Origin of the sequence: Bacillus sp. Pc3, assembly GCF_000815145.1 — a bacterium.
In the GTDB taxonomy this organism is placed as follows: domain Bacteria; phylum Bacillota; class Bacilli; order Bacillales; family Bacillaceae; genus Bacillus; species Bacillus velezensis.
In genome coordinates, this window is the sequence record NZ_CP010406.1 from 429,622 (window position 1) to 454,160 (window position 24,539).

Below are 24,539 nucleotides of genomic sequence, written 5' to 3' on the forward strand. Positions count from 1 at the left end.
TGATTCACACCCTCTCTTTTTTCACACATCCGGTGATGGATGCCGCGATATCTTCCACATGTTTAATCTCATGAATGAGGCCCGCCTTTATCGCTGACTTCGGCATTCCGAACACAACACAGGATTCGTCCGATTCCGCAATCGTTTTAACGCTGCCTGTTCTGAGCATTTCTTTTACGCCCTCGGTTCCGTCGCTGCCCATGCCTGTCATAATGACGGCTACCTTTTCGTAATCGGATAAGCGGCTTGCCGACCGAAACAAATAATCGGCTGACGGTTTATGCCGGCTTTCCGTATCATGAACGTCAAGAATGATGCGGAGCCTTCCGCCTTCCTCTGCAACCGTCATATTTTTTCCGCCGGGCGCGATGTACACCCATCCGTCTTTCGCTTCTTCACCGTTTTCCGCTTCTTTGACCTGAATATCTGACAAATGGTTGAGTCTGTCTGCAAGTGAAGCGGTGAAGCCTTCAGGCATGTGCTGAACGACAAATACAGGCGCCTTTAAATCCTTCGGCAGTTTCGGAATCACCTTTTGCAGAGCCCGCGGTCCGCCTGTAGAGGTCGCGATGAATACGGCCTGCTTGGCGGATTTTGCTTTCGGTCTTTCAAATCCCGCCAAAGCCGAACGTTCCGGGATAGAAGACTCTTTCACTGCCGCCTCAGGTTTTTGTGCGCGGGACAGCCCGGCTGCAATCACCCTCTCAATCAGCTGCTCTTTAATTTTATAAAGATCAAGTGAAATCGCTCCGGAAGGCTTGGTGATAAAATCAAAAGCGCCCATTTCCAGGCAGTTGATCGTTCGGTCCTTCCCTTGCTGTGTCTGGCTCGATACCATGATGACGGGAAGTTTATATATGCTGATGATCTTCCGCAATGTATCCGTTCCGTTCATGACCGGCATTTCAATATCAAGCGTGACAACATCCGGTTTGAGAAGCTCTATTTTCTTCAGCGCCTCTTCCCCGTTTCTGGCTGTCCCGATGACTTCTATCTGCACTTCCGCAGCCAGAAAATCGGTAATCATCTTTCTCATAAAAGCTGAGTCATCAACGACAAGCACACGAATCACTGTAAAGTCCTCCTCAATAAAAAAGAAGATAATCTCTCAATAAATGCCGGTTTCTCTTCTCTTGGTTTGTTTTCTTCCGTTTGAAACAAGACATCCGTCAGAAGACGGACGGACCTGCTGGCTTTTGCTTGAGGACTTTTTATTAAAAAAGGCACCTGGTCAATGACGGCTTGACTTACTAACGGGTCATCGGGTATGGAGCCGGCGAAACGCACCTCCGCGCCTAAAAACATGTGAATCGCATGAGAAAGGCGGTTGTACGTGTCCAGCGCCTGTTTTTGGGCGCGGGCGCGATTGACGGCAATGTTTACGGTCAGCCGTTCATCCGCGAGCAAGAGATGTTTGATCGCGCTGTAGGCATCCATAATGGCCGTCGGCTCAGGCGTTGTCACGGCGAGAATGTCTTCCGCCGATAAAATAAACGGCAGCTGTTCTTTTGAAAGTCCCGCTCCCATATCAAACAGAACGTAATCAAAATCGCTTAATACAGCGGAAAGACCATTCATAAAAGCCGACCACTTCTCTCCGTCTGCTTGATAGATCGCCTCAAGCCCCGTTCCTCCGGATATGTAGCGAAGGCCTTTCGGACCGGAGGACAGTGATTGCGCCAACGTGTGCCGATTCTCCATCACATCAATAATGGTGCGGGAAGAAGCAGCGCCGATCAGCACATCAATGTTGCCCATTCCGATGTCAAGATCAATGATGAGTGCTTTTTTTCCTTTTTCCTGCAGGGCAACTGCCATGTTTAATGTTAAATTAGATTTTCCGACGCCGCCTTTACCGCTGATGACGGCTAATGTCTTCGCTTTTTTCTCATAAAGCTCCGGCTTGATCATTTGCCGCTCTCTCATTTTCCTTCTTAATGACTCTGCCTGATCGGGTTTCATGTCAAAAGCATCCTTACAAACTCTTTTGGTGAAGCCGATAGGATGTCTTCAGGCACATCCTGTCCATTTGTCAAATAGGCGGCGCCGATTCTTGATTCCGACAGCACTTGAAACACGGAGCCGAGTGAGGCGGTTTCATCCGTTTTCGTGAAAATGAATTGATTGACCGGCACACCTGAAAACTGTTTCAGCACCTGTTTCATATCTTCATATTTTGCAGATGCGGATAATACGAGAAAGGATTGTAAGCCTGATTCAAACGGAATCATCTCTTGTAATTCCGTAATATACTGCTCTTCTTTAAAGTTTCTACCGGCTGTATCAATGAAAACATGGTCATATTCAGCGAATTTTTCCAGTGCCTTCAGACATTCTTCCTTTGAATAGCATACTTCAAGAGGAGCCTGAAGCAGCTCCGCATATGTCTTCAGCTGCTCGACCGCGGCAATCCGGTAAGTATCCGTCGTCATAAAGGCAATTTTTTTATGCTCTGTCAGCATTGATGAGGCCGCGAGTTTCGCAAGTGTAGTCGTTTTGCCGGCCCCGGTTGAACCGAAAAGCACGACGTATTTTGATTGAATCCCTTCCTGCCACCTGTCTGCCGAAGGGAGCTTTTTCACTAACAAATCCTGCAGTTTTGAGCTGACATTATCTTCAGTTAAATCTCCGGAAACAATTGAAGAACGGAGCAATTCACTGAGTACGGCGTTTTGCGTATGATCAGGAAGCCCGGCTTGCTTCAATAGTCTCTCGGCTTTTTTTAATGGTTCAGGGAGCACTTCTTTAAAATGCGCCAGTTCGCCGGAAATACTTTGATCCGGAAGACGCGGCGGCTGAACAGGCTCAGCTTTCTCCGCCGTTTTGGTCTTTTTCATTTCTTCAGCGGCAGCCGGCGGCGTTTTTCTCGCTTCCCTGACGTCACGATCTAAAACCGCTATCACTTCGACGGCCTGCTGCGACCGCAGCCCCAGCCATTTTCGTTTCTTTACTTGTTTGGAATGTAAAATAACGGCATCATTGCCGAGTTCCTTTTTGATTTGCTTCGCGGCATCCTGCATTGAAGCGGCTGTAAATTTTTTTATTTTCATTAAATATCCACCACTCCAATGCTCTGTACTTCAACATTTGCTTCCAGCTCATTATAAGAAAGAACCGGAAGATCAGGGAAATACCGTTCTAACAGCTGTTTTACATACATTCTGACAGCAGGCGAGCAAAGCAGAATCGCCGACTCCTGGCGGATGGAAAGCTGCTCGGCCTCTTTAGCGACAGAACGGATGATGCTGTCTGAAACCTCAGGGTCAAGTGACAGGTAATTGCCCTGTTCAGTCTGCTGTACCCCGTCTGCAATCGCTTTTTCCACCCGGCCTGAGCATGTGATGACCTTTAGCGTTTCATGCTCTCTCGCATATTGCGCCGTGATTTGTTTGGCAAGCGACTGTCTCGCGTATTCTGTCAAAAGGTCTGAATCTGTCGTTAATCTTCCGTAATCGGCAAGAGTTTCAAAAATGGTCACCAAGTTTCTGATTGAAACTTTTTCTCTTAGCAATTTGGCAAGCACCTTTTGAATATCGCCGACAGAAAGAGGGTTTGGCGTGACTTCCTCAACAAGCACAGGATAATTTTCCTTCAGATGATCGATCAGCTGCTTTGTTTCCTGTCTGCCGACCAGTTCATGGGCATGCTGCTTAATTTTTTCTGTAATATGCGTAGATACGACTGACGCCGGATCAACAACTGTATATCCCAGCATGTCCGCTTCATCTTTTGCAGCTTCACTGATCCATTTTGCGGGAAGTCCGAACGACGGCTCTATCGTTTCAATTCCTTCAATGACGTCATCTTCAGGCGTCGGTGACATCGCTAAGTAATGATCCAGCAGGAGCTCTCCTTTAGCGACTTCATTGCCTTTAATTTTCAATCTGTATTCATTCGGCTGGAGCGCGATGTTATCTCTGATGCGCACAACCGGAATGACAAGTCCCAATTCAAGCGCAAGCTGACGTCTGATCATGACGATGCGGTCAAGAAGATCACCGCCCTGCCCCGCGTCTGCAAGCGGCACGAGTCCGTATCCGAACTCAAATTCAATCGGATCAATATGTAAAAGCTGCACAACGCTTTCCGGGCTTTTCAGTTCATCCGCCTGAGCCTCTTCTTCAAGAATTTCTTCCTCTTCTTCGCTCGGCTTATCCGCTTTGGACAGCATGTAAGCGCCGAATGCAAGCAGACCGGCGATCGGCCCCGTCAGCAGAATGCCGATCGGTGTAAGAAGACCGAGCAAAAGTACAGTTCCCGCGGCTACATACAAGAGCTTCGGATAAGCAAACAGCTGGCCTGTAATATCATGACCGAGGTTTCCTTCAGATGCCGCTCTCGTCACGACGATCCCCGTAGCCGTTGAAATGAGCAAGGCCGGCATTTGAGAAACGATACCGTCACCGACCGTCAGCATTGTAAAGTGAGACGCAGCTTCTTGTATGCTCATCCCCTGCTGCAGCATGCCGATTACGATTCCGAAAATAATATTGATCATCACGATGATGATACCCGCGATGGCATCCCCTTTGACGAATTTGCTCGCACCGTCCATGGCGCCGTAAAAATCCGCTTCCCGGGCGACTTTTTCACGTCTGTGCTTTGCATCCTGCTCCGTAATCATGCCGGCATTTAAATCCGCGTCAATACTCATTTGCTTTCCGGGCATCGCATCGAGCGTAAATCTCGCCGCCACTTCCGATACCCGCTCGGCGCCTTTTGTAATGACGATAAACTGAATAATAATCAAGATAATGAAGACAACAAGCCCTACCAGCACATTTCCGCCGACAACGAAATTCCCGAATGTCTCAACAACCTTTCCCCCTTCTCCGTGAGAAAGAATCGAACGTGTCGTCGACACATTGAGCGAAAGCCGAAACAGCGTCAATAACAGCAGCAATGACGGGAATATCGAGAATTGCAGCGGTTCTTGCATATTCATTGTGGTGAGAAGCACGATCAACGCAAGAGAGATATTAATGATGATCAAAATACTTAACAACCATGGAGGGAATGGAATCACCAGCATTGCCACAATGAGGACAACACTTATTAAAACCGATAAATCTCTTGTTGACATGCTGTTTTTCTCTCCTTTTGAATCTGAAATTCACTATACTTTTTGTTTCGTTTTATATACATAAGCCAAAATTTCCGCAATGACTTTGAAAAACTCTTCCGGCACGGCCTGGTCAATGTCAACCTGATCATATAACGCACGCGCGAGCGGCCTGTTTTCAATCGTCATGACATCGTGTTCTTTGGCGATCTGCCTGATTTTTAATGCGAGATGGTCGACCCCTTTGGCAACAATGTAAGGAGCGTCCATTTTCTTTTCATCATATTTTAAAGCTATCGCATAATGGGTCGGGTTGGTAATGATGACATCCGCTTTCGGTACTTCCTGCATCATCCGCCTCATCGCCATTTCCCGCTGCTTCTGCTTAATCTTGGACTTGATAATCGGATCACCCTCCGATTTTTTGTATTCATCTTTTATATCCTGTTTTGACATTCTGATATTTTTCTCATAATCAAAACGCTGATATAAGTAATCAAGCCCGGCCAGCAGCATTAAAGCCCCTGATCCCGCAAGCCCCATCCAAAGAGTGAGCTTGGAAACGAAAGTGAGCACTTCCGCAGGAGTCAAAAGCGGAAGGCGGAGAATATCGCCATAATGCAGCCAGAGCACCATAAAGGCGGCAAAACCGACCACAGTAATCTTCAAAATGGATTTGACCAGTTCAACAATCGCCCTCATGCTGTAAATCCGCTTAAATCCTTTCAGCGGGCTGAGCTTATTCAAGTCAGGCTTGAGGACTTCCGCAGAAAACAGAAAACCCACCTGCATGTAATTGCTCACGACACCCGCCACAAGCGCGACCAGCATAATCGGCGCGAGAATGAGGCTGATATCTTTCACCGTATCCACGAACAGTTCATGCACGGCAGATGCTGACAGATGTAAAGATATCGATTTCGTATAAAACGTTTTAATAAAGGACAGCAGCCTGTCCCGCATATAAGGACCGAGCGCGATCAGCGAAAGAAAGATAATCAGTAAAGAAACGGCTGTATTCACATCCGTACTTTTCGCGACCTGTCCTTTCTTTCTTGTATCCTTCCGTTTTTTCGGCGTGGCTTTCTCCGTTTTTTCACCGGCAAAGAATTGCAGATTCAGTCTGAGCCTCATCATGTCACACCGACCAATGCCAATAGATTCCGCATGGTTTCAACGGTAAGGCTGAAGATGTTGCGGACAACGACAAACATCACCGCCATACAAACGATCAGCATAATAAAGCTCACGGCTATTTTCAGAGGAAGCCCGACAACGAAAACATTCAGCTGCGGCACCGTTCTCGCCACGATACCGAGCGCCAAATCAACTAAAAACAGACTGGCCACAACCGGCGCAGACATTTGAAAAGCGATAATAAACATGGCATTGAAGCTTTTTGCGATAAAAAGTCCAAAGTGATCATTTCCAAACGACGGAAATGCCTGATCAAGCGGGATATACTGAAAGCTGTAATAAATCCCGTCCAATAAAAGATAATGGGCGTTTACGCTGAGCATAAATAACAGCGCCAGCGTATAAACGAATTGTCCGATCAGCGGGCTTTGCGTTCCTGATTGCGGATCAATGACATTGGCGATGGAAAAGCCCATCTGAAAATCAATAAAGGAACCTGCTATCTGAATGGCTGTCATCATCATGAAAGCGATCAGCCCGAGGCTCAAGCCCACAACGGCCTCTTTTATGACAAGCAGCATATATTGTTCCCCTATTTCTATTTCCGGCGCATGTTTCAGCGTGCTGAAGCAGATCACCGAAAGAAAAAAAGCAAAGCCGATTCGGTGAACCGCCGGCAGATTCCGATGTCCGAACACCGGCACCGTTACAAAAAAAGCAGAGATTCTGATAAAGACCAATAAAAAAGCGGGAAATAAATCAATGATGGAATTCATTTGATTCTACCCTGCAAATCGGTTCAGATGAGAAAACAGATCAGTTGTGAACGAAAGAATCGTCGACAGCATCCAAGGACCGAAAAAGATCAGTCCAAGCATCACCGCCACGATTTTCGGAATGAACGCAAGCGTCTGTTCCTGGATTTGAGTTGTCGCTTGAAAGATACTGACGAGCAAACCGACGATCAGCGCGATCGCAAGCAGCGGCCCGCTGATCATTAGTGTTACATATACGGCTTTTTCCGCCATGGAAATTACAAATTCTGAACTCACAATTAGCACCTACCCTAAAAGCTGTCAAGCAAAGATTTCACGATTAAATACCATCCATCGACCAAAACGAAAAGCAATATTTTAAAGGGCAGAGAGATCATAACCGGCGGTAGCATCATCATTCCCATTGACATTAAGACGCTCGCCACGACCATATCGATAATTAAAAACGGAATAAAAATCATAAAGCCCATTTGAAAAGCGGTTTTGAGTTCTGATATCGCATAAGCGGGCACCATCGTCGTCAAAGGAATATCCTGAATCGATTCAGGTTTTTTCATTTTGGCATAGTTCATAAACAGCGCCAGATCCTTCTGCCTTGTATGCTTGCTCATATACTCTTTAATCGGCTTCTCGGCTTTTGTATATGCTTCATCGAGACTGATTTTATTGTCCATCAGCGGCGTTAAGGCTTCCTTATTAATCTCTGAAAAAGTCGGCGCCATAATAAAAAACGTCAAAAACAGCGCAAGGCCGATTAAAACCTGGTTGGGAGGCATGTTCTGCGTCGCCAGTGAGGTTCTCACAAAAGACAGGACGATGACGATTCTCGTAAAGCAGGTCATCAAAATCAGAATCCCCGGCGCCACTGAAAAGACAGTCAAAAGCAGCAGTAATTTAACAGTGGAGCTGACTTCGGTCGGACTGCTTGAATTAAAAAGATTAATAAATTCATTCATGATGATAAGGGCCTTTCTTCTTTCCTTCAGAACGGCTTTGTTTCAGCTCGTTCAGCTGTTCTTTCAGCGCTTTTGAAAACGACGGAAGCATCGTTTGCGGTTTTTTTTCTCCATCCTTACGCGGATTTACGAGCTTGGTCCATTCCACTTTTGAAGACATCGACTCTTCGTATTGGCTCAGAATCGCCTCGCGCTCTTTTTCATCTTCAATTTCTTTTAAAAGCTGTATCGTTTCGCCCACACCGACTACGAGAACACTGTTTCCCACTTTAATCAGCTGCACGGAACGGTTTTGGCCGACTGACGTTCCGCCGATATTTTCTACATATTGAAACGGCTTCAGCAGACGGTTTCTTCTATTCATCAGTTTGACAAATCCATAGATCAGCAGAATGACGAATAATAACGCCCCAATCATCTTTACAAAATCAAAAGCGGAGACAGAAGATGCAGAAGCATCCCCTATCTCTTGATCAGCCGTTTGTTTCGATGTATCGCTTTTTTTCTCTGTTTTGTTTGTTGATTGTTTGTCAAACCATTCGTTGACGGTGGAATTGTCAGACTCCGCCGCAAAAGCAGGGAACGGATGTACATTGAGTAAAACGAAACAACAAATCAAAGCTAGTAAACCATGACTCTTTTTCAACAGTCGTACACCCTTTAGCTTAATGTTTTATTAATAGCTTCAAGCACGCGGTCCGCTTGGAACGGTTTCACGATAAAGTCTTTTGCGCCGGCTTGAATCGCGTCAATAACCATTGACTGCTGGCCCATAGCCGAACACATGATGATTTTCGCCTGCGGATCGATTTGTTTAATTTCCTTTAAAGCTGTAATCCCGTCCATTTCAGGCATTGTAATATCCATTGTCACAAGGTCGGGGGAATGCTCTTTGAATTTTTCGACTGCCTGCGCTCCGTCTGAAGCTTCAGCTACAACGTCAAAACCGTTCTTCACTAAAATATCTTTGATCATCATTCTCATAAATGCTGCATCGTCTACAATTAAAATTCTGTGTGCCATAATCTGTTTCTCTCCTCTATGTTCGCTTATTTTAAATTGTTAAGGCGGTCTGCCTGACTTAAAATATCAGTGACTCTCACGCCGAAGTTTTCTTCTATGACAACGACCTCGCCCTTTGCCACGATCCGCTGGTTGACCAGAATGTCAACAGGTTCACCAGCCAGCTTGTCAAGCTCAATAATGCTTCCCGCAGAAAGTTCAAGGATTTCTTTGACGCTTCTCTTCGTTCTGCCGAGCTCAACCGTAACGGAAAGCGGAATATCCATCAGCATATCAAGGTTATTCCTTGATCCTTGCGCCGCTTCGTTATGATCAAACGCCTGGAATTCTACCGGAGCGACTTGAACAGGAGCAGCTTTTTTTGCGGTTCCCTGTCTCTTCGGAAGCTCGGGTTTTGCCTGCGGCTCCGGCTGCATGGCAGGTTCCGGCTGCGGCGTTTCGTATGTTTGCTGAGGTTCTGATACAGTTTCTGCGGCCTCTGACTCATGCTGGTCTGCAGTCATCAGTTCTGCGATCAGATCTTTCGCAAACGTAATCGGATAAAGCTGCATGATGCTCGAATCGATTAATTCGCCGACTTTCAGACGGAATGACACTTTTACGAGCAGGTCATCCTCAGGTATTCTGTCGGTCCCTTTTTCTTCCGTCACATCCAGAAGTTCAACCCTTGGCGGAGAAATGTCAATCTTTTTACTGAACACGGTCGACATTGACGTAGCAGCCGAGCCCATCATTTGATTCATTGCTTCCTGCACGGCGCTCAGGTGGATTTCACCGAGTGACGGATCGGCGCCCCGGCCGTCCCCGCCGATCATCAAATCCGCGATGATGGCCGCGTCGCTTTGTTCGACGACGAGCAAATTGCTGCCGTCAAAGCCTTCTGTGTAGTTCACTTCAATGGCAACATACGGATGAGGAAATTCATCACTGATTTTGCTTTTTGAAATGACGGTCACACTCGGTGTCGTAATGTCCACTTTTTGATTTAAAAGAGTGGACAGCGCCGTAGCCGAGCTGCCGAACGAAATATTCCCGATTTCTCCGATCGCATCGCGCTCAAGTTCAGACAAGTTCGCCCCTTGAGGCTGTTCTGTATCCTCTGACTGACTGCTTGTGCCGTTAAGAAGAGCATCGATTTCATCTTGAGATAATCTATTGTTCATCTTGTTCACCTCTTATGTCGTGATCTAAAATTTGCACTGCCTGTCTTCGATTCACCCGGCCGGCCTGCCCTAAAAACTTCGGTTTGTTTCCGACCAATACAGTAAGAGGATCAGTCACTGATTTGTCCAGAGTTATACAGTCCCCGACTTCCAAACTTAAAAATTCTTCTATTGTCAGTTCAGAAGCGCCCAAGAGAGCCACAACGGGAATTTGAGCCGTCATGATGCGCTTTTCAAGCAACTTCGTTTCTTCGGGCTTCGCTTCATTCCGGTCTGATTGCATCCAATAATGTACGGAAAGCTTAGGGATAATCGGCTCAAGTACGACATGGGGAATACAAAGATTAATGACACCGCTGATTTCACCTATCTGCGTATTGAGAGAAATGACAACGACTGTTTCATTTGGGGAAACCATTTGTACAAACTGAGGATTCACTTCAAATTCAGTCATTTCAGGGTCAATATCAGCAATCGATTGCCACGCTTCTTTGTAGTTGCCCAGTGCATTTTCAAATAAGTTAGAAATAATATTCGTTTCAATTTCCGTAAGGCTGTCAGCTTTGTTATGAGTGATGCCGATGCCTCCCATGACGCGGTCAAGCATTGCGTATGCGATGGTGGGATTAACCTCCATCATGATTCTGCCTTCCATCGGATGAACATCGAATAAATTTAAAATCGTCATGTTCGGTATGGAACGGATAAATTCTTCATACGGCACCTGGTCAACTGAGCTGACGGATATATGAATATACGTTCTGAGCTTGGCGGAAAAGTGTGTTGTGAGAAGCCTCGCAAAGTTATCATGTATCCGGGTTAAACTGCGTATCTGATCTTTCGAGAATCTGAGAGCCCGTTTAAAATCATATACCTTTACTTTTTTCTCTTTAACTTCCTTTTTCAGCTCTTCCGCATCCGCCTCACCCGTGGAAATGGCGGAAAGCAGTGCGTCTATTTCATTTTGGGAGAGAACTTCTCCTGACATTTTCTTCACCTCCGTATTCTGTCAAATTTGTTTTTATTGCAGATTAAAGGAGGTAATGTACACTTTCTGAACTTTTCCTTCTTGGAGATAGCTGTTTACTTTCTCTTTTAATGATTGTTTAAACGCTTCTCTTCCTTTATCTCCCTCAATCTCTCCGGCGCTTGTGTCAGCTAAAATGGAAATGATGTTGTCTTTCACCTGAAAATCGCGTTTTTCAAGTTCTTCCTTCGCTTTAGCCGAGTCGGTTTCAAGTTTGATGCCGATACGGATGATGCTGTCAGACTTTAAGTTTGTCGTGATATCGTCGACAGACACAGTGGCTGCAACGACTTCGTCAATTGTCGGCTTTTTATCTTTGCCGGAATTTCCGCTGACGACAAAATATGCTGCCGTTCCGAGGCCGGCGATGACAATTAAAATAATCAGCAAAATGATGACTAATTTTTTCTTCATTCTTCTTCCTCTATTCCCTGATCCAGTGAAAATATTTGTATGCTATGGTAAAACGATATGACTTTTTTGAGAACTGCTTCTTCCGGTTCTTTCACTACGAACTTTTTGCCGTTGGACAGTGTAATCGTCGTGTCGGGGAAGCACTCAATCTGTTCGATAAACAGCGCGTTCAGCGTAAAAGGCTGGCCGTTTAAACGGGTGACTTGAATCATAAAATCCGGAGAAGCGGCCTAACCGCCTCTCCTCCCTCCTTACCGTTTCAGATTAACCAGCTCCTGAAGGATTTCATCTGAAGTCGTAATGATTTTTGAGTTTGATTGGAAACCGCGCTGAGCAACGATCATTTCGGTAAATTCATCTGTCAGATCTACGTTTGACATTTCAAGATAGCCTGCCAAAAGCTTACCTGTTCCGTTTTCGCCCGGAGTGGTGACTGCGCTTGCAGCTCCTGAACTTAATGATTCTCTGTAAAGGTTGCCTCCGATTTTTTCCAGACCGGCGCTGTTAGGGAACGTGACCAGACCGATTTGTCCGGCATCATGAACCTCATCCCCTGCATCAGTGTATGTAACGGTTCCGTCTGCACCGATGCTGTAATCTTTCGCATCAGTCGGAATATTGATTTTGCCGCCGCCGATTTTTTCAAGATAGTATCCGTCAGTCGTAACAAGGTTCCCTTGATTGTCCTTTCCGAAATTCCCCGCACGTGTGTAAACAATTCCCGCACCTGTATTAATCTGAAAGTAGCCGTCTCCGTCAATGGCTAGGTCGGTTTTATTCTGTGTAGCCTGCGGGGCGCCGGTTGAATGAACAACATCAATGGAAGAAGTCGCGGCACCCAAGCCGATTTGTTTTGAATTGGTCACGTTTGAACCGCCAGCGACTGTCTGGCTGATCATATCTTTAAATGTAACGCGGCTTTTCTTAAATCCCGCTGTGTTGACGTTGGCGATGTTATTGCCGATTACATCTAGTTTTGTCTGAAAGTTTTTCATGCCGCTGATACCGGAATATAATGAACGTAACATGTTAAATTCCCCCTGAGTTTCTTATTATTTAGATGTTTCGCTGACGGCCGTGACATTCCACGGACTGATCTCTTTGCCATTTTCAAGCACGAGCACGTAATTGCCGTTTGAATGCTTGACTGAATTGACCGGGCTTGTCTGATCCTTCCCGTCGCTGTCGCTGAATGTGACATTTTTGCCGATCCAGTTCACATACATCGTAAACGGATCTTGATTTTCTACAAATTTAGTCATCGTCGTATTCATATTCATCATTTGCTCCAATGAAGAAAATGTCGCCATCTGGCTGATGAATTCTTTGTCATCAACCGGATTGAGCGGGTCCTGGTTTCGAACCTGTGTCATTAAGATCTTCAGAAATTCGTCTTTCCCTAAATTCGTGCTGCTGTTTACTGCGGCGGTGCTCTTCGCGCTTGAAGTGGTTGAAGCGCCCGCCGCGGCATAATCCGAGTTTACTGATGTCAACTATTCTTCCTCCATTTCATTGAGAGAAAGCTCCTCCAGCATATCTCCGAAATCGCCTGACTGCTGCTGGTTCTTCTGCTCTCTCTGTCCCTGATGCTGCTGTTTATTGTGATCGGCCGTCTGCCCGTAAACAGGCTGCTGATCCCCGCTTTGAAGCGGGACTGTAAAACGGTCGACCTGGACCGCCATATTCGGAAGCGACTGTTTCAGCTGAGGAAGATGCTGTTCCAGCAGCTCTTTCGCGGACTGGCTGGATGCGATTATTTTGCTTTGAAACATCCCGTTTTCGTTTGTCACCTTAATTGTGACAAATCCGAGGTTTTCGGGATTAAGACGAATCGTAAAGCTTCCGGTTGTTTTCCCGAAAGGCGTGTATTTCATCTGTTTCCAGCCGCTTATGACCTGATCCGTTAACGGTTTATTTTCTGCCGGCTGCTGTTCAGCTCCTGCGGACGTTTGCTGAATGCCGGCAAGGCTTCTCGTTCCCGACAACAGTATATGTGCAGACAATTTGCTGTCAGGCGCCTTTGCGTGAGAAACCGTGCCGCCGTTTTGCTGTTCTGTTTTCCCGGCTGACTCTTGGGATGATTCAGATGATTGAGATAACACAAAAGCTTTCAGCTCAGTTTCAGCCATATCCCATTCCTTTGTTCCCTTTTGAGAAAGGCCCGCAAGCTGCTCCGCGACGCTTTGAAAGCTCTTCAGCTCAGCGGCTGTCATGGAGTAAAGTTTAGATGCAGATTCGTTTTTCGGAAAAAATGTCTGCCGCAGGTCTTGAATCACGCGGTCTGGGACGCCTTGTTTTTTCAATGCCTCTAATAAACGGGCGCCTTCCTGGTAAACCGCCTTTGCCTGCGCGCTGTCCGGCAGTTCCTGCTGAGATGTGAAGAGCTGGGATACGGCTTCTTGAATGAAAAGCAGACCCTTCTCAAGCGCATCCTTGACGGAATCCCCGTCTTTTGCGGAAGAATCCGGCTCATCCGTTTCAGGCTTCGCCCCATGCTGTTTGCCCGCTAACATGTCTTCTACAGATTCGGCAAGCTGTTTCAATAAAGGAAGAGCTGTTTCAGCCGTCTGCTTTCCTTCAAGAGCTTTTACCGCCTCAAGCAGCTTTTTTAGCTCCAATTCTTTATCTTCCGGGCCGGCTTTCAGCCAATCACCGATTTTCGATAGGGCATCATTCAGCTCTGCGTCACTTGTTTTTGTTTCATCTCCGGGCTGCCGGGGAGAAGTGATTTCCGACAGGAGCCAGTTCTGAAATAGACCTAAGCTGTTTACATTCATCTTCGCATTGCTGTTTTGCACAGTCTGCGTACGATTACCCGTTAATTCAAGCAGCTTCAACTTACATCACTCCTTATTTCCGTCAGCGGATAGTTTTTCTGTATATTTAGCCGCTTGTTCAGGAGTCATTTTCGTCAAGATTTCAGCAAGCTGCTTTTTACTTAATCCGTTTAAAATATCGAGGGCTTCTTTTTCTTTCAGCTTTACGATAATGCTTGCCGCTTTACCGCTGTCCATACTTTTATAGATGTTGATCATTTTATCTTTTCCGGCTGAATCCGCAGCGTCTTTTTTCGTTTCATCCGTCTTCGTTTTCTGCTGCTGTTCAGCTTCCTGTTTCAGTGAACGGATTTTCTGATTCAGATTATCGATTTCGGACTTGCTTGTGTCTAAATCTTTATTCAAAATGTTAATTTCACTTTTTTGTTCCTTTATGGTCTTTTCAAGAGAAGCCGTTCTGTCTGCCTTCTGCTTTTCCGCCGCGCTTTTCATTTCTTTCGTTTCGGGAACCAATTCTTTTAAAACAGGCGTTTTAGCGGCTGTTTCCTGAATCGGCTTCATCACATCAACGCCGGCAGCCCAAAGGATGATGCTTGCGACGATGATCAGAAAAATCAGCGGGATCATGATAAAAAGCAGGATTGAACCGAACTTTCCAGATCTCTTTTCTTTATCGGCCATTTCATTCGCTCCTAATGCCCCTGAATCATAAACTGCTTGATTGAAATGTCGTCCATTTCCCTCATCTCTGCAGCTTTGTCTTCAAGTGCGAACATATTAAATTGTTTTTCCCGCATTTTTTCAAATTTCTTTACTTCAATGTTTTTTTCGGTGAGCTGTTCCTGCTTCTCATTCATTTCATTTCGTTTCATGATGACAAGCTTTTGATAATGATAGATGGTGTTCTCAAGATTGGAAACGAATTGCTGATAATGTCTCATTTCCTGAACGCTCATCCCGCATTTCAGCTTTGATTCTTTGTCTTTTTCGAGCAATTCTTTTTTGCTCATATTTTCATATAGTTTTTCAGCCACTGTCTCAAATTCAGAAACCGATTGTCTGTATTCAGTCAATGTTTGGTCTTTTTCATTTTCTTTTAATTCCAGCAGCTTTTGAAATCTGAATTGGTATGCCACGATGTTTATTCCTCTTTTCCAGTCAGACTCGTCAATGCCGCAATGCTGTCTTCCAATTGAGCAGGTTCTTCCGTTCCTTGTTTTAAAAATTGAATAAGCTGCGGATAAAACTGAATCGCTTCATCAATTTCTCTTGATGATCCTCTTTTGTAAGCTCCGATATTAATGAGATCTTCAGAGTTTTGATAAGTTGACAGAAGATCGCGGAATTTGTTGGCCGCCTCTTTGTGCGCTGTGTCTGAAATATTAGACATGACCCTGCTGATGCTTTTCAGGATGTTCACGGCCGGGAACTGCCCTTTGTTGGCAAGCGCCCGATCGAGAACGATATGCCCGTCTAATATTCCGCGCACCGTATCGGCAATCGGTTCGTTCATGTCATCTCCGTCTACGAGAACCGTATAAAAAGCGGTTATCGTTCCTTGTTCATTCGCGCCCGTTCTTTCCAGCAAACGGGGCAAAATAGCGAACACAGAAGGTGTATATCCTTTTGTTGTCGGCGGTTCTCCCGCTGCCAGGCCGATTTCCCGCTGCGCCATCGCGACCCTCGTCACGGAGTCCATCATGAACATCACATTCCGGCCTTTATCGCGGAAGTACTCCGCAATGGCGGTGGCCGTATACGCCGCTTTCAAACGCATTAAGGCAGGCTGATCAGAGGTCGCGACTACGACTATCGAGCGTTTCAGGCCTTCTTCGCCTAAATCCTTCTCGATGAATTCACGCACCTCGCGCCCCCGTTCCCCGACGAGTGCGATAATGTTTAAATCAGCTTCAGTCTGCTTCGCGATCATTCCCATCAGGGTGCTTTTTCCGACTCCGCTTCCGGCAAAAATCCCGATTCTCTGCCCTTTTCCTACCGTCAGCAGACTGTCAATCGATCTTACGCCGACACCCATCTTTTCCCGTATCGGCGGGCGTTTCATCGGGTTTGGCGGCGGCTGTTCCGTCGAAACGGGGGACAAACCTTTCGGGAGCGCCCGGCCGTCAAGAGGTTCGCCGAACGCGTCGACAACTTGTCCGATTAAACCCGCGCCTACTTTGATGCGGAGCGACTCGCCAGTGGCCTCCACAATGCTGCCCGGCGCGATGCTGGCCGCTTCCAGATAAGGCATTAACAGAATGTTTTCATCTTGGAAGCCTACAACCTCAGCTTTAATCGCTTTTTTCGCATGGCCTTTCGGATAAATGAGACAAACATCTCCGATTGAGCTTTCGGGCCCTTTTGATTCAATCATCAGCCCGATGACCCGTTTAACCTTGCCGTAGCGCTTGTACGGATCCGCTGTTTCAATTGAGTCTATTAAATACTGTGTCTTCATTGCTCCGCTCCCGCCTCAAGCGCCGTTAAAAGCTTTTGCTTTAATTGCATCAGCTGGGTGTCTATGCCTGCATCAACACGTCCGAACGGAGTTTCTATCGAGCACGTTCCCTTCGCGGCTTTTGCATCGGCATATAAGCTTAATCTGCATTCTTTGTATAACAGCTGCTGAATTTCGTCCATATGCTGATGAACCGTCTCATAATATTCAGGGTCCACATAGATGGAGATGTCATCATAATCTTTCACTTCGGCTACTACCTGTTTGACCAGCAGAAGGAAAGCCTCTTTATCATCACTTTTTTGCCGCCATACTTTTTTAGCGAGCGCAACGGAAAGCTCAATGATTTCTTCCTCAGCGCTTTCCAGTTTTTCCTCGACTGACTGTCTCGCCATTTCCATAACGGCATTGGCCCGGCTGATGAGATTGGCGTATTCAGCTTGAGCCTCGGCTTTTCCCAATGCCATGCCTTCTTCATATCCTTCTGCCTTTGCTTCTTCTATCAATCTTTGTTTTTCTTCCGCCCAGCGGTTTTTCTCTTCTTCAATCTGCAGAAGAGTGTGCTCTAATTGATTTTTCGCTTCTTCAGACACCCTGTCGGCTTCTGCTTTGGCAAAAGCCATGAGAGCCTCCGGATTTTCGGGTTCCTCCCGGTCTGGATGGGAATGTGTTTTCCTGACTTCCTGCAAGGAAAGCTTGCGCCGTTTTTGTTCAGGAGAAAATGATGATTGCTGTTTAATGATATTAGACAATAATATCGTCTCCTCCGCCTCGCGCGATTACAATTTCTCCGGCTTCTTCCAGCTTGCGGACGACGCCCACGATTCTTGATTGCGCCTCTTCCACATCACGCAAACGCACAGGCCCCATAATTTCCATTTCCTCTTTAAACGTTTCAACCATACGCTGTGACATATTGCTGAAGACGATTTCTTTGACTTCCTCGCTCGCAACCTTCAATGAAAGCAGGAGGTCGTCGTTTTCAACGTCTCTGATCACGCGCTGAATCGCACGGTTATCAAGGGTGACAATATCTTCAAAGACAAACATCCGTTTTTTGATTTCATCCGCCAACTCAGGATCTTGGATTTCCAATGAATCAAGGATCGTTTTTTCCGTTCCTCTGTCTACGCCGTTTAACACTTCAACAACGGCTTCTATGCCGCCGGTCTGCGTATAATCCTGCGTAAAGGAGGAGGACAGCTTTTGTTCAAGGACCCGCTCCACTTCATTTATGATTTCAGGAGACGTTCTGTCCATAACCGCAATCCTTCTTGCCACCTCAGCCTGAACGTCCGGGTTCAGCTCAGACAAAATCTGTCCGGCCTGCACCGGGTCAAGGTAGGATAAAATCAGCGCCATCGTTTGCGGATGTTCCTGCTGAATGAAATTTAAAATCTGTTCGGGCTCCGCTTTTCTCGCGAAATCAAACGGCTTTACCTGCAAAGAAGAGGTGAGCCTGTTTAAAATGCTTACCGCTTTGTCTTCTCCGAGCGCTTTTTCAAGCACTTGGCGGGCGTAATTTAAACCGCCTTGTGAAATATAGTCCTGAGCGATTGCGATATTATGAAATTCTTCAATGATTTCATCTTTTCTTTGATGATCGACGCTTCTGACTCCCGAAATCTCGAGTGTCAATCTTTCAATTTCTTCTTCAGACAAATGCTTGTACACAGAAGCTGATACATCAAGGCCTAAGGAAATCATGAGGATGGCTGCTTTTTGTTTTCCTGTAAGCTTGTTCTGATCACGTTTCGCCATTTTCCATTCCCCCTAATCCTCGTCCAGCCAGCTTCGAAGCAATTTAGCAAAGTCTTCCGGTTTTTCTTTAGCCATTTTTTCAAGCTGTTTTCGTCTGACTGTTTCTTCCGTTTCAATTTTCTCTTCGTTGATATCAGGCAATCGAACCGGCTCGGGCGGTGTTTCATATTCATATTCTTCGTATTCATCCTCTTGTGAGCGTTTCTTTCTGATGAGGAGAATAATAAGCAGAATAATGGCCGCAAGCAGTACGCCGCCTGTAATGTATACCCAGATCGGAAGACCTGAAGATTGTGCCGAATCTGTGTTCAGGCTTGTTTTTCCGTCAAACGGCTGAACGGATACAACGATTTTATTATTGATATCATTGTCTGTCAGGTTTTGATTTTGCGTTTCGTTTTTATCAAGAGACGTTCTGACGACCGTTCCTAAAATCTTCTGTATATCAGCCTGTCTCTGTGCTGATAAGGAAGCGGCATTTTTCGGATTAGGCGGCTCCACCATGACCTGAATGCCTAAATCACGCACTTTATACGGGCTTTCAGCGATTTCTTTATGAATGCGGTTGACTTCATAGTTGATTTTATTGCTGCTTTTTTCGTAGTCCCCGCTGTTTGAACCGCCGTTTGTCTCGGCATAGTTCGCGGTGTCATTGCTTCCCGTTCCGGCCGTGCCGCCGTTGGCCGCGCCGTCGCCTTTATACGTTTCCGCAACTTTTTCGGCGCTTACCGCTATGCCTTCCATGTTATCTTTATCGACAGGTTCGACAGTGTCTTCAGTGCGTTTTTCCTTCGTGAAGTCAACATCCGCCGTCACGGAAACAACGACCTTATCCTGCCCCATCATTGTGCCGAGCAGTGACTGAACATGTTTTTGAATGTCCTTTTCGACCTGCGACTTAATACCTTGCTGAGAAGCATAACTGTCAGAAACGGACCCTGCACCGCTGTCACTTTTGTCATAATATGTAGAATTTTGATCCATTATGACGATATTATCTTCTTTTAAGTTCGGAACACTTTTAGAAACGAGGTGGTACAGCCCGTTGATCTGGTTTTGATCAAGCGAGTAGCCCGGTTTCATCTGCAAAACGATTGATGCGGACGCTGCCGGCTGATCTTCACCGACGAACACGGCTTCTTTCGGCATATTGATCATGACCTTCGAGCTTTTAATACCGTCCATTTCATTTATCAGGTTTGACAATTCGGTCTGAGTCGCCTCAACCTTTAAAACGTCAAACTCATTATCCGTCAGGCCGAAGCCCGCATTTTGTCCGAAAAACGAATAATCAATTGATCCCGTTTTCGGCAGGCCTTCCGCGGCAAGCTGGACTTTAAGCGAATCCACTTGGCTCTCAGGAACCTTAATGACCGTGCCGCCGTCAGCAAGTTCAGAAGACACCTTTTTCGTATCGAGCTCTTCTTTAATCTTCCCCGCTTCTTCCGCGGACAAATCTTTATAAAGAGGCACCATCTTTTCAGACGAAGTAAAAATAATAACGACGATGAGTAAAATAATGAATGCGGCCAAGCCGCTTACCATGAGTATCTTCTGTGTTTTTGATCTGTTGTTCCAAAACGCTGCCGTTTTGGTTTTCATTTGCATTAGAGTACGATTCATGTTAACCCCCGGTCATTCCAGTCATTCTCTTTAATCTGACCACTACATCTGCATTCTCATGATTTCCTGATAGGCTTCCACGGCTTTATTGCGGAATTCGGTAGCGGCCGTCAGAGAAATATTTGCTTTTTGGGCAGCGATCATGACCTCGTCAAGGTTTACATCCTTTCCTGCAGCCAGTTCGTTCGTTATTTGGTCAGATTTTACTTGTGACTCATTTAACGAATCAATAGAGTTTTTTAAAAGCTCCGAAAAGCTTGTTTGGTTTGAAGAATCAGTTTTTTGAGTTTGGTTTAATTGATTCGTTACGTTTTGAGTGTTTTGGGTTTGTTGAAGCTGAAAAGGAGTAATAGCGTTAACCACTTACATCACCTTACTTTCCGATTTCTAACGCCTTCAAAAGCATGCCTTTGGAAGCGTTTAATGCAGTTACGTTTGCTTCGTATGATCTCGAGCTGCTGACAAGATCCACCATTTCCTTTAATGGATCTACATTTGGTTTTTGTACATATCCGTCTTTATTCGCATCAGGATTCTCCGGATCATAAACGAGATTAAAAGCGGACGGGTCTTCCGTAACACCAGATACCTTTACGCCACTTCCCGCGCTTCCTGTTCCGTTCATCTTGGAATGTAAAAGGGACGAAAATGATTCGCCTCCGGATTGGAGAGATACCAGCTTTCTTCTGTAAGGCACCCATTCGCCATTTACCTGCTTCGCTCTCGTTGTATCCATATTGGCCAGGTTGGACGATACGACGTCCATCCGGACACGCTGCGCAGTTAAAGCGGAACCCGAAATATTTAAGCTTTGAAAGCCACTCATTATTTTCCTCCTGTCAAGACGGTTTTCAGAGAATTGAATTTGCCGCTCATTCTTTCAACCAAAGCCTGATAATTAATTTGGTTTTCGGCTAAATCTGTCATTTCTTTGTCGATATCGACATTGTTTCCGTTTTGCTGGTACGATGTATCACTGCTGGACACGATAGAATAATCGTCCCCCGAACCCGTAAAGTCAACGTGCCGATAGTCGGTTTTTACAGCCTCAAGATTGGATGTTTCCTGATCTAACAAATTTCGGAAAGAGACTTTTTTTGCCTTATAGTTCGGTGTATCTATATTGGCGATATTATTAGTTAAGACTTTTTGCTTAATGTCCGCTCTCCCCAAGGCATTCTCAAGATTTTGTATAGTTCCAGAAAATAAGTCCAAATCCACTTACCTCCATTTCAGATATTTTTCTCCTAAAAATCCTTGTCGAGAATTGTAAAACCATATGCTTATTGTAAGAAATAACAGGCTTAAAGTCTATGAAGTTAGGCTAAAAAAAAGTGCTCAATTATATCTATTTTGCATGTAGGTATTAAGTCCTAGAATATTTGTACTACAAGGATTTGTTTAATATAAGACTGAAAATAGCCCAATTTCTGTTTCTTCCTCCTTTTTTCACACAGCAAGATGGATTATCTCAGATCAGATTCCAATAAGCAACTTTAAACTGCAACTTTTCACCTATTGTCCATAAAAAAAGCAGAACCCCCATTTTCAGGGATCCTGCTTTTGTCTTAATGAGATTTAAGGTTTTCCAATTCAATAAGGAATTTGTTGTTCAGAACTTTAATGTACGTCCCCTTCATTCCCAGTGATCTGGATTCAATGACGCCTGCGCTTTCCAGCTTTCTCAGCGCGTTAACGATTACTGAACGCGTAATGCCGACACGGTCCGCAATCTTACTTGCCACAAGCAAGCCTTCGTTTCCGTCAAGCTCTTCAAAGATATGCTCAATCGCTTCAAGTTCACTGTAAGACAGAGAACTGATCGCCATTTGAACAACCGCTTTGCTTCGCGCCTCTTCTTCGATTTCTTCCGCTTTTTCTCTTAAAATCTCCATTCCTACAACGGTTGCTCCGTATTCAGCAAGAATGAGATCATCATCTTCAAATTGATCCTGCAGACGGGACAGAATGAGCGTGCCCAGTCTCTCTCCTCCGCCGATGATCGGCACGATCGTTGTTAAGCCCGCTTGGAACAGGTCTCTGTTTTCCACAGGAAACGCCGTGTATTCGCTGTTGATATCAAGGTTTGAAGACGTCTCCGGAACATTGAACAGATTTCTCGTGTACTCTTCCGGGAACTGGCGGTCTTCAAGCATTTTTTTCATGCGGTCATTTTCAATCTGCTGATTAATAGAGTAGCCCAAAAGCTTTCCTCTGCGGCTGACGACGAAAATATTAGAATCAATGACGTCACGAAGCGTTTCAGCCATTTCTTTAAAGTTTACGGGTTTGCCTGCCGCAGCCTGCAGCATGCTGTTAATAATTCGTGTTTTTTGTAGTAAAGCCATGATAAATAATCCTCCTAGAATTCCTCTTATTAAATTTTCACAATATAAATTGACTTAGATCTTTGTTGTTTGCAATCGTTCCGAGCTTTTCTTCAACGTATTGCGGCGTGATGGCGACTTTTTCCATCGTCACGTCCGGCGCTTCAAACGACAGGTCTTCCAAGAGACGTTCCAATATCGTGTGAAGCCTTCTCGCTCCGATGTTGTCCGTATCCTGATTCACATGATAAGCCACTTCGGCGATCTTACGAATAGCTTCGTCAGAAAATTCAAGAGATATACCTTCTGTCTGCAATAAAGCCTGATATTGTTTTAACAGCGCGTTATCGGGTTCGACGAGAATCTTCACAAAATCATCTACCGTCAGCTTGCTCAATTCTACACGAATCGGAAAGCGGCCCTGCAGCTCCGGAATCAGATCAGACGGTTTGGCCATATGGAATGCCCCGGCTGCGATAAACAGCACGTGATCTGTTTTGACGGAGCCGTATTTCGTGACGACGGTAGATCCTTCGACAATCGGAAGGATATCTCTTTGAACGCCTTCTCTCGATACATCTGCTGAGGAAGAAGCCCCTCCGTTTTTTGCGATTTTATCTATTTCGTCAATAAAGATAATGCCGCCCTCTTCAGCTCTTAACACGGCCTCTTGGCCGACTTCATCCATATCGATTAATTTGCCTGCCTCTTCATTGGTCAGAACCTTCCTTGCTTCTCTGACCGTCATTTTGCGGCGTTTTTTCTTTTTTGGCACCAGATTGCTCAGCGCATCCTGCATATTCATGCCCATCTGCTCCATCCCGGAGCCTTGCAGCATGTCAAACATCGACGGCTGCTGCTCTTCCACCTCTACGGAGACGTAATGGTCTTCGAGCTCTCCCAATGCGAGCTGATGCGCCATGCGCTTTCTTTTCTCTTCAAGGCTTGCTTCTTCCTGCTGGTCGGCTTCATCATCATTTGCCGCCTGGCTTCCTCCGAAAAGCATTTCAAACGGATTTTTCACACCCGCTTGTTTTTTCTTTCCCGGAACGAGAAGCCGCACTATACGTTTGTTTGCATTTTCTTCAGCCTGTTCTTTCACTTCGCTGATTTTTTCTTCTTTAATGAGCCGCACGGATGTCTCAACGAGGTCTCTGACCATTGATTCGACATCTCTGCCTACATAGCCGACTTCTGTAAATTTTGTCGCTTCAATTTTTATAAATGGCGCACCGGTAAGCTTGGCGATCCGTCTGGCGATCTCTGTTTTCCCCACCCCGGTCGGGCCCATCATCAGGATGTTTTTGGGAACGATCTCGTCTCTCAGTTTTTCATCAAGAAGACTTCTGCGATAGCGGTTTCTTAATGCCACGGCGACAGCTTTTTTCGCATCCTGCTGTCCTACAATGTATTGATCCAACCGATCTACGATTTGTCTCGGTGTTAACGGTTTGTTTTCCATGCGCCTCAAGTCCTTTCTATTCAAGTTCTTCCAAAATGATCTGATCGTTTGTGTACACACAAATCTCGCCCGCGATTTTCAAAGCGGCTTTTGCAATATCTTTGGCGGACAGATTCTCTCCGGCATAGGTTTTCAGCGCTCTTCCTGCTGACAGGGCGTAGTTTCCGCCGGAGCCGATTGCCAAAATGCCGTCATCCGGCTCAATCACTTCACCTGTTCCCGATACGAGAAGCAAGGTATCCTGGTTCATGACAATCAGCATGGCTTCCAGCTTGCGCAGCACTTTATCGCTGCGCCATTCTTTCGCAAGCTCAACCGACGCACGTTTTAAATTGCCGTTGTATTCTTCAAGCTTCGCCTCAAACATTTCAAAAAGTGTGAAAGCGTCTGCAACAGATCCCGCAAATCCGGCCAGAACCTTTCCGTTAAACAGCTTTCTCACTTTTCTTGCAGTATGTTTCATGACTACAGCCTGACCGAATGTGACCTGGCCGTCTCCTGACATAGCGCTTTTCCCGTTATGCTGGACGGCAAAAATCGTTGTCGCATGAAAAGATGACATGAGAAGGGCCT

The 24,539-nt window shown here is 45.8% G+C and carries 29 protein-coding genes; all 29 read right to left on the reverse strand.

The features are described 5' to 3' along the window. Positions 1-4 precede the first annotated feature (4 nt). A complete protein-coding gene (locus SB24_RS01575) occupies positions 5-1,072 on the reverse strand; it encodes a protein-glutamate methylesterase/protein-glutamine glutaminase (protein ID WP_039251504.1) in 1,068 nt (355 codons plus the stop codon). Further along, the gene (locus SB24_RS01580) at positions 1,069-1,962 is read right to left on the reverse strand and encodes a MinD/ParA family protein (protein WP_015417476.1); all 894 of its coding nucleotides are present in this window, start codon (positions 1,960-1,962) and stop codon (positions 1,069-1,071) included. The genes SB24_RS01575 and SB24_RS01580 overlap by 4 nt, the downstream gene beginning before the upstream one ends. Next, positions 1,959-3,050 (reverse strand): flagellar biosynthesis GTPase FlhF, encoded by a 1,092-nt coding sequence (gene flhF, locus SB24_RS01585; protein ID WP_015417475.1) that lies wholly within the window; start codon positions 3,048-3,050, stop codon positions 1,959-1,961. Before flhF ends, SB24_RS01580 begins: the two co-directional genes overlap by 4 nt. Then, the gene (gene flhA / locus SB24_RS01590) at positions 3,050-5,083 is read right to left on the reverse strand and encodes a flagellar biosynthesis protein FlhA (protein WP_007409788.1); all 2,034 of its coding nucleotides are present in this window, start codon (positions 5,081-5,083) and stop codon (positions 3,050-3,052) included. The genes flhF and flhA overlap by 1 nt, the downstream gene beginning before the upstream one ends. Positions 5,084-5,116: 33 nt before the next feature. Then, the gene (gene flhB / locus SB24_RS01595; RefSeq protein WP_007409787.1) at positions 5,117-6,196 is read right to left on the reverse strand and encodes a flagellar biosynthesis protein FlhB; all 1,080 of its coding nucleotides are present in this window, start codon (positions 6,194-6,196) and stop codon (positions 5,117-5,119) included. Then, on the reverse strand, positions 6,196-6,975 hold the full coding sequence (fliR, locus tag SB24_RS01600) for a flagellar biosynthetic protein FliR (RefSeq protein WP_003154233.1): 780 nt from the start codon (positions 6,973-6,975) through the stop codon (positions 6,196-6,198). The genes flhB and fliR overlap by 1 nt, the downstream gene beginning before the upstream one ends. Before the next feature lie 6 nt (positions 6,976-6,981). Beyond that, positions 6,982-7,251 carry a flagellar biosynthesis protein FliQ gene (gene fliQ, locus SB24_RS01605; protein ID WP_003154234.1) on the reverse strand — a complete coding sequence of 90 codons (270 nt, stop codon included), beginning with the start codon at positions 7,249-7,251 and terminating at the stop codon, positions 6,982-6,984. Between the two features lie 14 nt (positions 7,252-7,265). Next, on the reverse strand, positions 7,266-7,931 hold the full coding sequence (fliP, locus tag SB24_RS01610; protein ID WP_007409786.1) for a flagellar type III secretion system pore protein FliP: 666 nt from the start codon (positions 7,929-7,931) through the stop codon (positions 7,266-7,268). Beyond that, positions 7,924-8,577 carry a flagella biosynthesis regulatory protein FliZ gene (fliZ, locus tag SB24_RS01615; RefSeq protein WP_003154237.1) on the reverse strand — a complete coding sequence of 218 codons (654 nt, stop codon included), beginning with the start codon at positions 8,575-8,577 and terminating at the stop codon, positions 7,924-7,926. The genes fliP and fliZ overlap by 8 nt, the downstream gene beginning before the upstream one ends. A 14-nt stretch (positions 8,578-8,591) precedes the next feature. After that, a complete protein-coding gene (gene cheY / locus SB24_RS01620; RefSeq protein WP_003154238.1) occupies positions 8,592-8,954 on the reverse strand; it encodes a chemotaxis protein CheY in 363 nt (120 codons plus the stop codon). Positions 8,955-8,980: 26 nt separating this feature from the next. Continuing rightward, on the reverse strand, positions 8,981-10,117 hold the full coding sequence (gene fliY / locus SB24_RS01625) for a flagellar motor switch phosphatase FliY (protein ID WP_039251507.1): 1,137 nt from the start codon (positions 10,115-10,117) through the stop codon (positions 8,981-8,983). Further along, entirely contained in the window at positions 10,107-11,105 is a 999-nt protein-coding gene (gene fliM, locus SB24_RS01630) for a flagellar motor switch protein FliM (protein WP_003154240.1), read from the reverse strand. The genes fliY and fliM overlap by 11 nt, the downstream gene beginning before the upstream one ends. A gap of 33 nt (positions 11,106-11,138) precedes the next feature. Next, on the reverse strand, positions 11,139-11,558 hold the full coding sequence (fliL, locus tag SB24_RS01635) for a flagellar basal body-associated protein FliL (RefSeq protein WP_014417773.1): 420 nt from the start codon (positions 11,556-11,558) through the stop codon (positions 11,139-11,141). Then, positions 11,555-11,770, reverse strand: coding sequence for a swarming motility protein SwrD (locus SB24_RS01640; RefSeq protein ID WP_003154243.1), 216 nt, complete (start codon positions 11,768-11,770; stop codon positions 11,555-11,557). Before SB24_RS01640 ends, fliL begins: the two co-directional genes overlap by 4 nt. Before the next feature lie 39 nt (positions 11,771-11,809). Beyond that, complete coding sequence (flgG, locus tag SB24_RS01645; protein ID WP_015417471.1) at positions 11,810-12,586, reverse strand: flagellar basal body rod protein FlgG; 777 nt, start codon at positions 12,584-12,586, stop codon at positions 11,810-11,812. 24 nt (positions 12,587-12,610) lie between these two features. Further along, on the reverse strand, positions 12,611-13,051 hold the full coding sequence (gene flgD, locus SB24_RS01650; protein WP_015417470.1) for a flagellar hook assembly protein FlgD: 441 nt from the start codon (positions 13,049-13,051) through the stop codon (positions 12,611-12,613). Continuing rightward, a complete protein-coding gene (locus tag SB24_RS01655) occupies positions 13,052-14,395 on the reverse strand; it encodes a flagellar hook-length control protein FliK (RefSeq protein ID WP_015417469.1) in 1,344 nt (447 codons plus the stop codon). It lies immediately after the preceding gene. Positions 14,396-14,401: 6 nt separating this feature from the next. Then, positions 14,402-15,016: a MotE family protein gene (locus tag SB24_RS01660; RefSeq protein ID WP_015417468.1), complete on the reverse strand. Its 615-nt coding sequence runs from the start codon at positions 15,014-15,016 to the stop codon at positions 14,402-14,404. Between the two features lie 11 nt (positions 15,017-15,027). Continuing rightward, on the reverse strand, positions 15,028-15,471 hold the full coding sequence (gene fliJ / locus SB24_RS01665; protein WP_003154253.1) for a flagellar export protein FliJ: 444 nt from the start codon (positions 15,469-15,471) through the stop codon (positions 15,028-15,030). Positions 15,472-15,476: 5 nt separating this feature from the next. Then, entirely contained in the window at positions 15,477-16,793 is a 1,317-nt protein-coding gene (gene fliI, locus SB24_RS01670; RefSeq protein WP_015417467.1) for a flagellar protein export ATPase FliI, read from the reverse strand. Continuing rightward, positions 16,790-17,545, reverse strand: a complete 756-nt coding sequence (fliH, locus tag SB24_RS01675) for a flagellar assembly protein FliH (protein WP_015417466.1) — start codon at positions 17,543-17,545, stop codon at positions 16,790-16,792. Before fliH ends, fliI begins: the two co-directional genes overlap by 4 nt. Beyond that, complete coding sequence (gene fliG, locus SB24_RS01680; protein WP_003154256.1) at positions 17,538-18,554, reverse strand: flagellar motor switch protein FliG; 1,017 nt, start codon at positions 18,552-18,554, stop codon at positions 17,538-17,540. Before fliG ends, fliH begins: the two co-directional genes overlap by 8 nt. A 12-nt stretch (positions 18,555-18,566) precedes the next feature. Beyond that, on the reverse strand, positions 18,567-20,177 hold the full coding sequence (gene fliF, locus SB24_RS01685) for a flagellar basal-body MS-ring/collar protein FliF (RefSeq protein ID WP_012117551.1): 1,611 nt from the start codon (positions 20,175-20,177) through the stop codon (positions 18,567-18,569). A gap of 42 nt (positions 20,178-20,219) precedes the next feature. Continuing rightward, a complete protein-coding gene (gene fliE, locus SB24_RS01690) occupies positions 20,220-20,540 on the reverse strand; it encodes a flagellar hook-basal body complex protein FliE (RefSeq protein WP_007409777.1) in 321 nt (106 codons plus the stop codon). 10 nt (positions 20,541-20,550) lie between these two features. Continuing rightward, on the reverse strand, positions 20,551-21,003 hold the full coding sequence (gene flgC / locus SB24_RS01695; protein WP_007409776.1) for a flagellar basal body rod protein FlgC: 453 nt from the start codon (positions 21,001-21,003) through the stop codon (positions 20,551-20,553). Further along, the gene (gene flgB / locus SB24_RS01700; protein WP_003154260.1) at positions 21,003-21,392 is read right to left on the reverse strand and encodes a flagellar basal body rod protein FlgB; all 390 of its coding nucleotides are present in this window, start codon (positions 21,390-21,392) and stop codon (positions 21,003-21,005) included. The genes flgC and flgB overlap by 1 nt, the downstream gene beginning before the upstream one ends. A 353-nt stretch (positions 21,393-21,745) precedes the next feature. Beyond that, positions 21,746-22,525 (reverse strand): GTP-sensing pleiotropic transcriptional regulator CodY, encoded by a 780-nt coding sequence (gene codY / locus SB24_RS01705; RefSeq protein ID WP_003154263.1) that lies wholly within the window; start codon positions 22,523-22,525, stop codon positions 21,746-21,748. A gap of 37 nt (positions 22,526-22,562) precedes the next feature. Then, entirely contained in the window at positions 22,563-23,966 is a 1,404-nt protein-coding gene (gene hslU / locus SB24_RS01710; protein ID WP_007611413.1) for an ATP-dependent protease ATPase subunit HslU, read from the reverse strand. A gap of 16 nt (positions 23,967-23,982) precedes the next feature. Beyond that, the gene (gene hslV, locus SB24_RS01715) at positions 23,983-24,528 is read right to left on the reverse strand and encodes an ATP-dependent protease subunit HslV (protein ID WP_003154267.1); all 546 of its coding nucleotides are present in this window, start codon (positions 24,526-24,528) and stop codon (positions 23,983-23,985) included. Positions 24,529-24,539 lie beyond the last annotated feature (11 nt).